Here is a 15,186-nt window from a genome sequence, read left to right as displayed (position 1 = left end):
GTGGAACCGGAGGCCGGTCCGGCCGGGTGTCGAGGACCGGCCTCCGGAGTCGGGGGTCAGCCGGTCGCGTTCTCCACGTTCTTCTTCGCGGTCGACCAGGCCTTGTCGGGCGAGGTGCCCTTGCGCTCGACCTCGCTCAGCGCGTTGGTGATCTGGTCGGCGACGTTCTTGTCGTGGACCCCGAGGACCTGGACCGGCGCGGCCTTGGCGGCGTCGCCGAAGATCTGGCCGATCGGAGCGTCGGAGAAGTACGGGTCCTTGGCGGCCGCGACCTTGGCGATGGCGCCGGTCGACGAGGGGAAGTTGCCCTGCTTGGTGAAGAGCTTGGCCTGCTGCTCGGGGGCGGTGAGCCACTGGATCAGCTCGTACGCCTCCTTCTTGTGCTCGGCCGCGCGCGGGATCGAGAGATACGAGCCGCCCCAGTTCCCGGCGCCTTCGGGCAGCTTGGCGACGTCCCACTTGCCCTGGCCGGCGTCACCGGCCTGGCCCTTGATGTAGCCGAGCATCCAGGCGGGGCAGGGCATGGTGGCGAAGGAGCCGGCCGAGAACGCCTGGTTCCACTGCGGCGACCACTGGTCGAGCTTGGCGCTCAGGCCTGCCTGCGCGGCATCGGTGGAGGCGTCCCAGGCGGCCTTGATCGCCGGGTTGTTCTCATAGATCAGCTTTCCGGAGGCGTCGTAGTACCGCTCCTTCTGCTGGCCGACCATGATCGCGTACAGGCTGCCGACGCTGTCCACCCAGGCGCTCTTGGCCGGGGCCTTCTTCTTGTACTCCTTGCCGAGCGCCAGATAGCCGTCCCAGGTGGACCACTTGGCCGCCAGCTGGGTGCGGTCGGTGGGCAGACCGGCCTGCTTGAAGAGGTCGGTGCGGTAGCACATGGCCTCCGGGCCGACGTCGGTTCCCAGACCCAGGATCTGGCCGTCCTTGCCGGTCGCCGCGGACCACTTGGCCTCGGCGAACTGGTCCTTGAGCTTGTCGGCGCCGTACTTCTTCAGATCCTCGAACTTGTCGGCCTGCTGCTGGGTGACGGCGGCGATCCGGCCCACCTCGATGCCCTGCACATCGGCGAGGCCGCCACCGCCCGCGAGCCGGGTCTGCAGCGACTTCCAGTAGTCCTGCTCGTCCTCGGTGTCGCTCTGCTTGATCTTGATGTTCGGGTGGAGCTTCTCGTACTCGGCGTACAGCCCGGCCTCCTTGTAACCGAAGGATCCGAACAGGTCGACGGTGAGCGTGACCTTGCCGCCCGCGCTGTCGGAGGATCCGCCGGACGAGCCGGATCCACAGGCGGCGAGCAGTGCCCCGGCGAGCGCGACCGCACTCAGGCGGACGGTGGCCCTTTTGGCGGCTCGGGCGATGGGCATGGGAAGCCTCCCTTGGCTTCGGTGGAGCGAGCGCGCCGTTGAGAGCGCTCTCAGATCTGCGACTGGAGAGTGCCCTGGAGGCGATCGCCCCGTCAAGTCCCGAACGCATAACAGGTTGGACGGTCCGCCAACTACCGCCTGTGTCCCACCTATTGACACTTCTGTTTCAGGAGTTTTACGTTCCATGGCATCTGAGAGCGCTCTCGGACGCCCTTACCCGTGATGACTTCGAGGTGCCGTCCATGCCAGCCACCCGCACAGGACCAGCTGCCGCGCTGGTCCTGGTCACCGCCCTGGCCGCCTTCGGCCTGGGCCCGGCCGCCACCCCGGCGGCGGCCGCAACCGTCCCCGTAGGCTCTGGCAGCTACTCCGACACCCGCCCCGCCGGTACGTCAGGACCGACCACCAACACCGGAGCGCCGGTCAGCCCCAAACTCACCCCCGCAGCCAAGGACAAGCCGGTTCCCACCAACGACTGGTGGTCCTCGCTCGCCTTCCAGCGCTACGGCGACAACCCGTACTCCACCCCCATGTACGGCCACCCGCTCACCTACCAGGCCACCGCCGGCGGACTCGACATCGGCTATCCGACAGCCCCGGCGATCGTCGGGGAGGGCCGCCAGTACGAGTACGCGCACAAGCGTGACCTCACCCTCGGCCTCAGCGGCCTCAACTCGCCCGACACCAAGGCCGACGACTGGTCCGACTGGACCGTGACCCCCTACTGGTCGGACGGCACCCGCACCCTGCGCACGACCATCGGCCACGGCATGCCGTTCGTATACGCCAAGGGCACCGGCGGCAACGCACAGATCACCACCGCCGCCGCGCCCGCGGTCTTCGCCGACCAGGGCAATGTCCTCGGCATCACCGTCGCGGGCCACCACTACGCGCTGTTCGCCCCCACCGGCAGCGACTGGACCGTCTCCGGCTCCACCATTACGGCGGGCCTCGGCGCCAAGGACTACTTCTCGCTCGCCGTGCTGCCCTCCACCGACGCGCTCGCGACCTACAAGAAGTACGCCTACAGCTTCGTCACCGGATCCAAGGCCACTTGGAGCTACACCGGCGGCACCGTCCAGGCCACCTACAGCCTGACCACCGAGGCCAAGGAGGGCACCGAGCGCGGAACGCTTCAGGCTCTCTACCGCCACCAGTGGCTGCACACCGCCGACCCGCTCACCGCGTACACCTACGTCTCGCCCCGCGGCACCATGAAGGTCCGCGAGGCGGCCTCGTTCACCACCAGCCAGAAGGCGTCGGCGGTCCTGCCCGGGCTGCCGAAGACCAACGCCGTCGACCAGGCCCGGCTCAAGGGCTATCTGGACCAGGTCGCGAACGACCCCAACCCGTTCAAGGACTACACCGACACCTACTGGACCGGGAAGGTGCTCGGGCAGCTCGCCCAACTCGTGCCGCTCGCCGACCAGATCGGTGAAACCGCCACCCGCGACAGGCTCATCGGCCTGATGAAGGGCAAACTCCAGGACTGGTTCACCACCGGCGGTGCGAACGAGTTCTCGTACGACAAGGACTGGAAGACGCTCACCGGCTACCCGGCCTCGTACGGCAGCGACACCGAGCTCAACGACCACCACTTCCACTACAGCTACTACGTCTACGCGGCTGCCGTTGTCGCCCAGTCCGACCAGGCATGGGCTGCCGACTCCGCCTGGGGCGGCATGGTGAAGACCCTGGTGCGGGACGCGGCCAACCCCAGCCGCACCGACACCGCCTTCCCCTTCTTGCGCGGCTTCGACGTGTACGCGGGCCACAGCTGGGCCTCCGGGCACCAGGGCTTCGCCGCGGGCAACAACCAGGAGTCGTCCTCGGAGTCCACCAACCTCAGCGCGGGCCTTGTGCTGTGGGGATCGGCCACCGGCGACAACACGCTGCGCGATCTCGGTACGTATCTGCTCACCACCGAGTCCGAGGCGATCGCCCAGTACTGGTTCGACGCCGACGAGCAGGTCTTCCCGTCCTCCTTCGGTCATGACACGGCCGGCATGGTGTGGGGCAGCGGCGCGGCGTACGCCACCTGGTGGACCGCCAACCCCGAGGAGATCCACGGCATCAACGCCCTTCCGGTGACGGGCGGTTCACTCCACCTGGGCGGCGACAAAGCCGCGATCCGCCGCAATATCGCCGAGATGGAACGGGAGAACGGCGGCCCCGCCGTCGAATGGCGCGACATCCTGTGGGAGTTCCAGTCCTTCGCCGACCCGGCGGCAGCGAAGGCCAAATGGGACGCGGGCAACGCCGCTTACACCCCCGAGCAGGGCGAGTCCAAGGCGCACACCTACCACTGGATCACGACACTGGACACTCTCGGCGCCCCCGACGCGACGGTGACCGGGGACATCCCGACCTCCGCCGTGTTCACCAAGGGCACCGTACGGACCTACGCCGCGCACAACTACGGCGCCACGGCGCGCACGGTGACCTTCTCCGACGGCAAGACGCTCTTGGTCCCGGCGCGCTCGACGGCGACGGGCACGGGCACCTCAGGAGGCGACCCGGACCCGGATCCCGACCCCGAGCCGCCGACGGGCAACACCTTCCAGCTCCGCACGGGAGGAGTGCTCACGACCGCGACGGACGGCACGGCGGGCAGTGACACGATCGCCTCGGCGGGCGGTGCCAACTACGACGGCACCCCGCACCAGCCGCTCGTCTACGAGATCAGAAACGTCAACGGCACCCTCACCCCGGGTGCGGCGACCGCGTTCCGCCTCCAGCTGGACGCGGGCACCACGGTCGGCCTCGGCCAGCAGGCCCGCATCAGCTACGACTTCACGGGCGACGGCACCTTCGACCGGGCCGAGACCTACCAGTACTTCGCGACCGATCCGGTCACCGGCTGGGAGGAGTACGCGCAGTCACGAGGGCTGAAGGCGGCGACCGGAAGCCTCGGCAACCTGAGCGGCGGCACCGTACGGCTGGAGGTGTGGAACGCCATCGGCAACGGCGCCAGCAAGCTCCAGACCGGTACGGACAAGTCGGTGCTGGTGATCCCCTACAGCTGACCGCGGGGTGCGGCAGGCCTCGGTCGCTCAGGCAGAGGCCCGCCGCACCAGTGTGGTCGGGGTGATCACGGAGGCGGGGGCGCCGGAGCCCGGTTCGCCGTCGTTCAGCACGCGCATCAGCAGCCGGACCATCAACCGGCCCATGCCCTCGATGTCCTGACGGATCGTCGTCAGCGGTGGATCGGTCGACTCGACCACCGAGGCCATGTCGTCGAAACCGACCAGCGCCACATCCTCCGGCACCCGCCGTCCCCGCTCCCGCAGCGTCCGCAGGGCACCCGAGGCCATCAGATCGTTCGCGGCGAAGACGGCGTCCAGCTCCGGGCGGCGGTCCAGGAGCTCGGCCATCGCCCGGGCGCCGCTCTCGGCGGTGAAGTCGCCCTGGCAGACAAGACCGGGATCGGCGTCCAGCAGAACGTCGCGGTAGCCGTCGATCCGGTCCGTCGCGGAGGTCTGGTCGCGTGGGCCCGCGATGTGCGCGATCTGCTCGCGGCCGAGAGAGACGAGATGCCGCACGGCCTCGCGTGCGCCCCCGCGGTTGTCGCAGTCGACATAGGGGACGGCGGACTCGGCGGCGGCGCCGGGCCAGCCGGGGCGGCCGCCGAACACGGTCGGGACCTTCACCCGGCGGATGATGGCGGGCAGTTCGTCGTCGTTGTGCAGCGAGAAGGCCAGCGCGCCGTCGACATGGCCGCCGCCGAGATAGCGGGCGATCCTTTCGTAGTCCCCGGGACCCTCCACCCACAGCAGTACCAGCTGGGAGTCGTACGCCGTCAGCTCACGGCTGATGCCCCGCACCTGCTGCTCGAAGAAGGGGTCCGAGAAGATCCGGAACTCGGGCTCGGCGATGATCACTGCGACCGCGCCGTTGCGCCGGGTGACCAGGGTGCGGGCCGCGTGATTCGGTACGTAACCGAGCTCCTCGACCGCCTGGCGCACCTTGTCGACCAGCGGCGGTCTGACCCCCGCGCCGCCGTTGACGACCCGCGATGCCGTGGCCCGGGAGACACCGGCGCGGGCGGCGACGGCTTCCAGAGTGGGGCGGGAGCCAGTGGTCTGCTCGGGCAAGGCGGGTGCTCCTCGTCTGCGTCATTCAGCCGCGTGGGACGTACAGGATATCCGGTCACGGCGAACTGCTGAGAGCGCTCCCACCCGTGGTGTCCCGAGGTGAGCAGCGCCGCCGTCCCGGCCCGGGACGGCGGCGCTGCTCACCCTCACCTCAGTGCTGGTCGTGATCGTGGATCGAGTTCGTCGCGGCGATCTTCTTCCACGACGCGGGCTGTGCCGGCTTCACGTCGGCCCGCGCGATCCGCGCCCCGGCCGCGGCCGGCGCGCCCGGCTTCGACGGCTGGTAGAGCCAGGCGTCGAAGAGCCCGGCCAGCGGCTTGCCGGAGATCTTCTCGGCGAACTTCACGAAGTCTCCGACCTTGGCGTTGCCGTAGGCGTGCTCGGTCGGCCAGCCCTTGAGGATCGCGAAGAAGTCCTTGTCGCCGAGCTCGTTGCGCAGCGCCTGCAGCGCCAGCGCACCCCGGTCGTACACGGCGATGTCGAACTGCTTGTCAGCGCCCGGGTCGCCCGGCTTGACCGTCCAGAAGGCGTCGTCGGCGGGGTGCTGTGCATAGACCCAGTCCGCCAGCTGCTGCGCCGTTCCCTCGCCCTCCTTCTCCGACCACAGCCACTGGCTGTACCGGGCGAAGCCCTCGTTGACCCAGATGTCCTTCCAGCCGTCGACGGACACACTGTCGCCGTACCACTGGTGGGCCAGCTCGTGGACGACCACGGAGACATTCGCGCCGTTCGCGAACTGGCGCGGGCTGTAGAACGGGCGGGTCTGCGTCTCCAGCGCGTAGCCACTCTTCACATTGGGGACATAGCCGCCGAGCGCGTTGAAGGGGTACGGGCCGAAGACCTCGGTCAGCCACTCGGCGACCTCACCGGTCCGCTCGACGCTCGCCCGCGCCGCCCCCGCGTTGTCGCCTAGATCCTGGCTGTACGCATTGAGGATCGGCAGCCCATCGGCCGTCTTGTCCGTCGTGATGTCGAACTTCCCGACGGCGAGCGTGGCCAGATATGACGCCTGCGGCTTGTTGGAGCGCCAGTTGTAGCGGGTCCAGCCGAGCTTCGAACTCTGCGACTGCAGTGCGCCGTTGCTGATGGCCTGGGTGCCGTCCGGAACCGAGACGGAGATGTCGTACGTCGCCTTGTCCAGCGGGTGGTCATTGCTGGGGAACCACCACACCGCGGAGTCCGGCTCCTGGGCCGCGACGCCGCCGTCCGGAGTGCGGTGCCAGGCGGTGTATCCGCCGATGTTCAGCTCGGACGGCTTGCCCGCGTAACGGACCACCACCGAGACGGACCTGCCCTTCTCCAGCGGTGCGACGGGAGTGATGACCAGCTCCTGGTCGCCCTCCTTGGCGAATGTCGCCTTCTTGCCGTTGACCCGGACCTCATTGACCTTCAGCCCGAAGTCGAGGTTGAAGCGGCTGAGATTCTGCTGGGTGGTGGCGAGGATCGTCGCCGTGCCCTCCAGCAGGTCGGTCTTGGGCTGGTAGGTGAGTCTCAGGTCGTAGTGGGATACGTCGTATCCGCCGTTTCCGCTGGCCGGGTAGTAGGGGTCGCCGATGCCCGGGGCGCCCGGCGAGGAGTCTGCGGCCGATGCCGGGATCGCCAGCACAAGAGAGGCCGCGAGCGCGCTCGGGACGATGAGTCTGCGGTGCACGGATGCTCCAAGTCGTGGGGAGTGGTGATCACTTGGACCCTATGCAGACCCCGGGCCGTCAGTCAGGAGCGAAGCTCGGCCTTTCATGGGATCGCCATTCGGCCGACATGAACCCGGGTGTCCCAGTCGTCACTTTGATGCCCTGATGGCCCTCTGTCGCAAGGGAGTTGGCCGGAGTACCTTCCGCCCATGCCGATACGCGCGCGGGGCACCCGCTTGACGTGCAGATCGCTGGTGGTGGCGGCTTCGGCCGCCCTGATGGCCATGACCCTGGCCCCGACGGGCGCCCAGAGCACGCCCTTGCGGGAGAGCAGGCCGGTCTACTCGTACGAGAACGCGATACGCGAGTCCGTGTGGGTGGACACCCGTCTCGACGGTGACGGAGACGGCCGGACCGACCGTGTCGCCGTGGACATCGTCCGGCCGCGGGAGCCCGCCCGGCAGGGCCGGAAAATCCCCGTGATCATGGACGCGAGTCCGTACTACTCCTGCTGCGGACGCGGCAACGAGAGCCAGAAGAAGACCTACGACGCGAACGGCAACGTCGTACAGATGCCGCTCTACTACGACAACTTCTTCGTCCCGCGCGGCTACGCCTTCGTCGGCGTCGACCTGGCAGGAACCAACCGTTCCGACGGCTGCGTCGATGTCGGCGGGCGCTCCGACGTCCAGTCCGCGAAGGCCGTCGTCGACTGGCTGAACGGCCGCGGTCGCGGCTACACCACCCGCACCGGCAGTGAACGCGCCCGGGCCGGCTGGACCAACGGCGACACCGGGATGATCGGCAAGAGCTACGACGGCACCATCGCCAACGGCGTCGCGGCAACGGGAGTCGAGGGGCTGAAGACGATCGTCCCGATCGCCGCCATCTCCTCCTGGTACGACTACTACTTCGCCAAGGGCGCCCCGCTCTACGACTCCGGACCCGAATGGCTCTCCGACTATGTCGAGAGCCCCGAGGCCCGCGCCCGCTGCCAAGCAGTCCAGAAGCGGCTGGTCGACGAGGCCCCGCGCACCGGTGACCTGACCGGGCTGTGGAGCGAGCGCGACTACGTCCGCACCGCGGACAACGTCCGCGCCAGCGTCTTCGCGGTGCAGGGCATGCAGGACCTCAATGTCCGCACCAAGCACTTCGGCCAGTGGTGGGCCGCCCTCGCCGACCGGGGCGTGGAGCGCAAGGTCTGGCTCTCGCAGACCGGGCACGTCGACCCGTTCGACTTCCGCCGGGCCGAGTGGACCAAGACCCTGCACCGCTGGTTCGACCACTATCTCCTCGGCTACGACAACGGCATCGACCGCGAGCCGATGGCCGACATCGAGCGTGCCCCCGACCAGTGGTCCACCGACCGCGTCTGGCCGCCCCGGGCCACCGGCACCACCAGCCTCCGGCCGGGCAAGGGCACTGCGGCGGGCGTCGGCACCCTCGCGCTGACCCGCGCACGTCAGGGCGCGACCGAGACGTTCACCGACGACCGGACGCTGGACGAGACCGACTGGGCCGCGGCGATCGACACGTCGACACCCGCCAAGGCCGGATTCCTCACCAAGCCGCTCGGCCGCGATCTGCGGATCTCCGGCTCCTCCAAGGTGACGATCACCGCGACCCCGTCCACCACCAGTGCCCATCTCTCCGCGGTCCTCGTCGACCTGGGTCCCGACACCATCCGCGACTACGCGGCGGCGGGCGAGGGGATCACCACTCTCACCGACCGCACCTGCTGGGGAGCGAGCACGCCGGGCGACAGCCCCTGCTTCAAGGAGACCAAGGCACGCACGGCCGCCGTCGACTACACGGTCTTCAGCCGCGGCTGGGCCGATCTGGGCAACTACGCCTCCGACGCCAAGGGCCGCCCGCTGGCCCCCGGCACGGCGTACACCATCACCCTCGACCTGCACGCCAGTGACCATGTCGTCCCGGCCGGGCACCGGCTCGCGCTGATCGTCGGCGGCACGGACAGGGATCTGATCGACCCGCCCGCGAGCACTCCGACGCTCACCCTCGATCTGGCCCGCACCACGGCGAAGCTGCCGATCGTCGGCGGTGCCCCCGCCTTCGTACGAGCGACCGCAGGCTCCGCGGCATCCCCCGCCCCGAGCGAGTCGCGCCTGAGCGGTGTGGCCGAGCCGCGCATGATCCGCCCGATCCCGGGAGGCAGCGGGCGATGATCTCCCGTGTCCGCACTCTGGCCCTCACGGTCACGGCCGCCGCACTCGCGCTGCCGTTCGTCTCCGCGCCGGCGCAGGCGGCGCACAGTGTGCCGCGCACCGGCTTCGAGACCAGCAAGGGCGCGCGCTGGACCGGTCAGCCCGAGGAACAGACCTTCCTCGCCGCCGTCGACCGGGGCGGCGACCGGGTCTCGGTCGGCCGGATCGGTACGACGAAGCAGGGCCGGCCGCTCCAGCTCGTACGGATCGGCTCCCGGCACGCGCCGAACACCGTGCTGCTGATCTGCACGCAGCACGGAGACGAGCCTTCGGGCCGGGAGGCCTGTCTGACCACGATCCGCGATCTCGCGTACGCAAGGGACGCCGACACCCGCAGAATGCTGTCCCGTACGAGGATCCTCGTCGTCCCCACCGCCAACCCGGACGGACGGGCCGCAGACACCCGCGAGAACTCCGACGGCCTGGACATCAACCGCGACCACATCGCCCTGAAGACAGCCGAGGCGCGGGCGATGGCTGCGGTCATCCGGGACCAACGCCCGGACGTGGTCTACGACTTGCACGAGTACGGCGCGACCCCTCCGTACTACGACAAGGACCTGTTCGACCTTTGGCCGCGCAATCTGAACACCGACGCCAAGGTCCACGAGGAGTCGCAGGCGCTCTCGCGGGACTATGTCCGCCCGGCCGCGCACGAGGGCGGCTTCAGTACGGGCACCTACGGCATCTGGACCGACCCGGTCACCGGCGACCCCGTCAAACAGACCGCGGGAGACGGCCAGGAGCGCATCCTGCGCAATGCCTCGGGCGTCAAGAACGCGCTGGGACTGCTCATCGAGAGCCGCGTCGACCCCATGACACCCGAGGAGAAGGCCGATCCCGCGCTGAACAACCGCCGCCGTGTCAACAGCCAACTGGACGCGCTTGGCGGGCTGTTGGCCTTCGCCGACGAACGACACGGCCGGATCGGGGCGGTGACCGCCGGGGCCCGGCTGGCCGGATTCAAGGACCGCGGCCCGGTCTATCTGGGCGGCGCCGACAACGATCCGGCAACCCCCGAAGAGACGCTCCTTGACCCGCCCTGCGGCTACCGCCTCGACGGCGCGCAGTACGCGGACGTCAAGGACGAACTGGCCCTGCACGGCGTGGTGTCGAGACCGGACGGCGACGGGGCGTTCGTACCGCTGCGGCAGTCCCAGCGCGAGCTGATCCCGCTGTTGCTCGATTCCCGTGCGACATATCACCTCACATCGGGGCAGGCGGTGGCCACTTGCTGAGGCCGGTTGATCAAGTCGGCTAAAGTTACCGACTGGTACTGACCGACCATCCCCCTCAACGGGGGCGCACCACCATGCACTTGGAGTTTGAGATGCGCCGTATCACCACTCTCGCCGTGACCGCCGCGATGGCCGGTGGGCTGCTGTTCGCCGCCGCGCCCGCGCAGGCCGCGTCCGCCGCCCAGTCGGGCGCGCGGGCCGGACACGTCATCATTTGCGACTACAACAAGATGCGTGCCGAGGTGGCCGAGCTCAAGACGAAGGCGGCCAAGCTCGACCGGCTCGGCGCCCACGCCGAGGCCAAGAAGGCCCGCGCGCAGGCCGACGCGATCCAGCGCAAGATCAAGTCGTGCCAGGACGCGGAGAACAACGCCTGAGCGGCTGACGCCCAGCAGTTCACATCGACATCGCCCGCCCCGGACACATCGGGGCGGGCGTTGCGGCCTCTGCGACCCGTTCCTGTCACCGTGCGGCCAGCGCCGCCGCAGACTCCGCGCAGCCCCAGGCCACCGTCACTCCGGCGCCGCCGTGGCCGTAGTTGTGGACCAGCAGCCCGCCGCCCGGCAGTTCCTCGGCCTCGATGCGCACGCCGCTCGTCCGCACCGGGCGCAGCCCCGCCCGGTGTCCCAGGATGCGCGCCCCCGCGATCTGCGGGCGGATGCGCGCACACCGCTCCACGATCTCCTCGGCCGTCTCCGGATCCGGCGTGAGCCGCCAGTCGTCCTCCTCCGCCGTGCCGCCGAGAATCAGCCGGCCCGGCTGAGGGAAGAAATACGTCGTCTTCGCGGACGCGTGGTCGGCCGCGGTGAACCACTCCTCGATGCCCGGATTCTCCACCAGCACCAACTGTCCGCGTACGGGCCTCAGCCGGGCGTCCCCGGCCAGCTCGCCCGCGCCGAGACCCGTGCAGTTGACCACGACCCGTGCCCGGTCCGAGGCCTCGGCCAGAGTCTTCACCGTACGTGTCACTACCGTGCCGCCGGCGGCCTCCAACCGCCGCCGCAGCCAGCCCAGATGAACCGGCATGTCGATCAGCGGAAGCCTGGCCCACAGCCCGTTCCCGTAGCCCTCGGGCAGCTCGTCGGCGCGCGCCTCGCGCAGATCCGCCACCTCGGCGGCCCACGGTCCCAGACCCGACAACCGCTCATGGGCGTGCACACCCGCGACCAGGCGCACGCCCGTCAGTTCCGGGTGGGCCGCCAGCTGCTCGTACACCCGCAGCGAGGCGAGCGACCATGCGCCGACGAACTCCAGTGGCTCGACGCGGTACGGCCACCACAGCGCGCCCGCCATCGCCGATGTCGTCTCCTGCGGCGCGTCCCGCGTCCACACCTGTACGCGGCGGCCACTCTCCGCAAGCACGATCGCCGTTGTCAGCCCTATGACCCCGCCACCCACCACCACCACGTCGCCGCTCATGACGGGACCGTAGCCCAAAGGCGGGCGGCGTGCTCAGAACGGGTCATAGGTGGGGATACTCAGGACATGTCTGCCGTTTACGCGACCTTCGAGCTGTCGCCGGCGACGCGGGTCGGGGGAGTCCTCTCGGATGGTGGCCACCAAGTGCACCGGGACTTCATGGACTTCATCGTCGACGGGCGGCCGCTGCTGTTCCAGCTCAGCGACCTCGACGCCGTCTCTCCACTGGCCTCCGACGTGCCCCCGGCGATATTCACAGCCCAGCTGCGCACCCTCCTGCTCGAAGCGCCGGCGCCGCTGGCGGACGGGCGCTGTGTGATCTACGGCTGCCCCGAGTGCGAGAGCATCGGGTGCGGCGCGGTGACCGCAGTGATCGAGCGCGACGGTGACGACGTCGTATGGCGGGACTTCGCCTGGCAGACGTCCGAGACGGTGGACCTGGAACTCAACGGCTACCGCGGGATAGGGCCGTTCCGCTTCCGCGGCGAGGCGTACCGCGCCGAGCTCGAACGCCTGCTGCCGGACGGCGACGCCGCGCCGCCCCCGCGCCGCCGGGTCCTGCTCATCGGCGCGCGCGTCGACGTACTGGCCAAGCTGGCCGCCGCCCTGCGGACCATCGGCATCGGCGCGGACATCACCCAGGACGCGACCGAGATCCACGCGGACGAGCTGCTCGGTTACGGCGCGGTCGCCTTCGGCCGCGCGGTCGGCGAACCCGAACGCGCGGCGGTACGGGCGGCGTTCGAGGCGGCGGACGCGGACGTGGCGTACGTGGACGGACTCGCCCCCATCATTCCGCTGCTGGTCGCCCAGATAGAACACGCTCTGGACCGCAGCCCGCCGGAACGCCGGAGGCTGATCAGCCTGACGGCGTCGGCGGGGGTGGCGCACGTGGAGGTGACCTCGACGTGCCGGGTACAGCTGGTGGCGTACCGCCTGGACCGGCTGTACCGCACGCACACGAGGGAGGTGTTCGACGGGATGCTGGAACCGGGCGAGCACCGGATTCCGTTGGAGGGGCGGGCGGTGAGGGGGCGGTCGTTCCTGGTGGGGCGGACGATGGGGGGCGTGCTGGTGGCGCCGGTGGTGGGGTGAGGTTGTTCTTCCCCACCCCGGGGGCGGGCCGCCCCCAGACCCGGGGAGGGTTACGGGGGGCTGCGCCCTCGGCCCCCGGGCGCCCGCTCGCGCGGCGCGATGGGCGGCCCGGTCGCCGCGCCCCTGCGCCCCTGCGCCGCTGTCGGCGCCCGCGGCGTGTGGGTGACCACCCGATGCCGCGTACCGGCGCCGCCGGGTGTGGAGCGCCGGCCCTTAATGCCGCAGGGCTGGTCCGCGCCGCGAAGCCGGCGCCCGGGGGCGCCAGCCCCCGCGTACACCTCCCCGGGGGGGCTGGGGGCTTGCCCCAGTTCGGGACGGGGCGGGGTTGGGGACCCAGCCCCGCGCAGCGGCCCACCCTCCGTCACCGCCCCGCACCGACAACCCGCCCCAAGCCCTGCCGCAGCGGCCCACCCCCCACCGCCCCCACAACCACCCCCACCCCCCGCCGCTAGGATCAGCCCCCTGATGACCGCAACCCTCGTCGCCAAAGAACTCGCCGCCGGGCACGGCGACCGCTCGCTCTTCTCCGGGCTCGACCTCGTCGTCGCGCCCGGCGACGTGATCGGTCTCGTCGGAGTCAACGGCGCAGGCAAGTCGACCCTGCTGCGTCTGCTCGCCGGGCTCGACCGGCCCGAGCAGGGCGAGCTGAGGCTGTCGCCGCCCACGGCCACCGTCGGGCACCTCCCGCAGGAGCCCGAGCGGCGGCCCGGGGAGAGCGTGCGGGACTTCCTCGCTCGCCGGACGGGAGTCGCCGCCGCCCAGCGCGCCATGGACGAGGCGACCCAGGCGCTCGTGGACGGCGCGCCCGGCGCGGACGACGCGTACGCCGACAGCCTGGAGCGCTGGCTGGCGCTCGGCGGCGCGGATCTTGACGAGCGCGCCGAGGAGGTCGCCGACACCCTCGGCCTCACCGTCGGACTCGACCTGCCGATGACCGCGCTCTCCGGCGGCCAGGCGGCCCGCGCTGGTCTCGCCTCCCTGCTGCTGTCGCGCTACGACATCTTTCTGCTCGACGAGCCGACCAACGATCTCGACCTGGACGGACTGGACCGTCTGGAGACCTTCGTGCAGGGGCTGCGCGCCGGGACGGTCGTCGTCAGCCATGACCGCGAGTTCCTGACCCGTACCGTCACCAAGGTCCTGGAACTCGATCTCGTACAGCAGCAGATCACCCTGTACGGCGGCGGATACGCGGCGTATCTGGAGGAGCGGGAGACCGCCCGCCGCCACGCCCGCGAGGACTTCGAGGAGTACGCCGACAAGAAAGCCGCGCTCGAAGGGCGCGCCCAGATGCAGCGGTCCTGGATGGACAAGGGCGTCAAGAACGCCCGCCGCAAGGCGACCGACAGCGACAAGCTCGGCCGTAAGTTCCGCAGCGAGGCGAGCGAGAAGCAGGCGGCGAAGGCGCGCCAGACGCAGCGCATGATCGAGCGCCTCGACGCTGTGGACGAGCCCCGAAAGGAGTGGGAGCTGCGGATGGAGATCGCTTCTGCCCCGCGCTCCGGCTCCGTCGTGGCGACCCTGCGCGACGCCGAGGTCCGCCGTGGCGACTTCACCTTCGGCCCGGCCTCGCTCCAGATCGACTGGGCCGACCGGGTCGCCATCACGGGAGCCAATGGCGCGGGCAAGTCGACGCTGCTCGCCGCCCTGCTGGGCCGCATCGAGCTGGACGCGGGGCATGCCTCGCTCGGCTCGGGCGTCGTGGTCGGCGAGGTCGACCAGGCCCGCGGTCTCTTCTACGGCACCGAGACCCTGCTCGACGCGTTCTGCGCCGCCGTCCCCGACACCGAACCGGCCGAAGTGCGCACCCTGCTGGCCAAGTTCGGGCTCAAGGCCGAGCATGTGCTGCGCCCGGCGACGACGCTCTCGCCGGGTGAACGCACCCGCGCCGCGCTGGCGCTGCTCCAGGGCCGCGGTGTCAATCTCCTCGTACTCGACGAGCCGACCAACCATCTCGATCTTGTGGCGATCGAGCAGCTGGAGTCCGCGCTCGACTCGTACACCGGCACGCTGTTGCTGGTCACACACGACCGCCGGATGCTCGACTCGGTCCGCACCACGCGGCGTATCGACGTGTCGGCCGGCAAGGTCACGGAGGGCTGACGTCTCGTCACTTCCGCGGA

10 protein-coding genes are annotated in these 15,186 nt (G+C 70.2%); 6 read left to right on the top strand and 4 right to left on the bottom strand.

The window, feature by feature from the left end:
• Nucleotides 1-56: 56 nt before the first annotated feature.
• Complete coding sequence (locus OG905_RS06745) at nt 57-1,361, bottom strand: extracellular solute-binding protein (RefSeq protein ID WP_328666682.1); 1,305 nt, start codon at nt 1,359-1,361, stop codon at nt 57-59.
• Between the two features lie 242 nt (nt 1,362-1,603).
• On the opposite strand from OG905_RS06745, the gene OG905_RS06740 reads away from it, so the two are divergent.
• On the top strand, nt 1,604-4,387 hold the full coding sequence (locus OG905_RS06740) for a glycosyl hydrolase (protein WP_328666681.1): 2,784 nt from the start codon (nt 1,604-1,606) through the stop codon (nt 4,385-4,387).
• A gap of 27 nt (nt 4,388-4,414) precedes the next feature.
• Here the strand turns inward: OG905_RS06740 and OG905_RS06735 are convergent, their stop codons facing one another.
• The gene (locus OG905_RS06735; protein WP_328666680.1) at nt 4,415-5,455 is read right to left on the bottom strand and encodes a LacI family DNA-binding transcriptional regulator; all 1,041 of its coding nucleotides are present in this window, start codon (nt 5,453-5,455) and stop codon (nt 4,415-4,417) included.
• 151 nt (nt 5,456-5,606) lie between these two features.
• Entirely contained in the window at nt 5,607-7,106 is a 1,500-nt protein-coding gene (locus OG905_RS06730; RefSeq protein ID WP_328666679.1) for a M1 family metallopeptidase, read from the bottom strand.
• 189 nt (nt 7,107-7,295) lie between these two features.
• Here OG905_RS06730 and OG905_RS06725 point away from each other — a divergent pair, with 189 nt between their 5' ends.
• The 3 genes from OG905_RS06725 to OG905_RS06715 all read left to right on the top strand — a co-directional run bounded on the left by OG905_RS06725 (nt 7,296) and on the right by OG905_RS06715 (nt 10,926).
• On the top strand, nt 7,296-9,272 hold the full coding sequence (locus OG905_RS06725; RefSeq protein ID WP_328666678.1) for a Xaa-Pro dipeptidyl-peptidase: 1,977 nt from the start codon (nt 7,296-7,298) through the stop codon (nt 9,270-9,272).
• A complete protein-coding gene (locus OG905_RS06720; protein ID WP_328666677.1) occupies nt 9,269-10,549 on the top strand; it encodes a M14 family metallopeptidase in 1,281 nt (426 codons plus the stop codon). The genes OG905_RS06725 and OG905_RS06720 overlap by 4 nt, the downstream gene beginning before the upstream one ends.
• A gap of 74 nt (nt 10,550-10,623) precedes the next feature.
• The gene (locus tag OG905_RS06715) at nt 10,624-10,926 is read left to right on the top strand and encodes a hypothetical protein (protein WP_328666676.1); all 303 of its coding nucleotides are present in this window, start codon (nt 10,624-10,626) and stop codon (nt 10,924-10,926) included.
• Between the two features lie 85 nt (nt 10,927-11,011).
• Here OG905_RS06715 and OG905_RS06710 read toward each other — a convergent pair whose 3' ends face one another.
• Entirely contained in the window at nt 11,012-11,968 is a 957-nt protein-coding gene (locus OG905_RS06710; RefSeq protein WP_328666675.1) for an FAD-dependent oxidoreductase, read from the bottom strand.
• 66 nt (nt 11,969-12,034) lie between these two features.
• On the opposite strand from OG905_RS06710, the gene OG905_RS06705 reads away from it, so the two are divergent.
• Complete coding sequence (locus OG905_RS06705) at nt 12,035-13,063, top strand: oxidoreductase (RefSeq protein WP_328666674.1); 1,029 nt, start codon at nt 12,035-12,037, stop codon at nt 13,061-13,063.
• 465 nt (nt 13,064-13,528) lie between these two features.
• Nucleotides 13,529-15,166 (top strand): ABC-F family ATP-binding cassette domain-containing protein, encoded by a 1,638-nt coding sequence (locus OG905_RS06700; RefSeq protein WP_328666673.1) that lies wholly within the window; start codon nt 13,529-13,531, stop codon nt 15,164-15,166.
• Nucleotides 15,167-15,186 lie beyond the last annotated feature (20 nt).

It is taken from the genome of Streptomyces sp. NBC_00322 (assembly GCF_036147535.1).
In the GTDB taxonomy this organism is placed as follows: Bacteria; Actinomycetota; Actinomycetes; order Streptomycetales; family Streptomycetaceae; genus Streptomyces.
The sequence above is the reverse complement of the archived record's forward strand: the minus strand, read 5'-3'. Positions and strand labels throughout refer to the sequence as shown.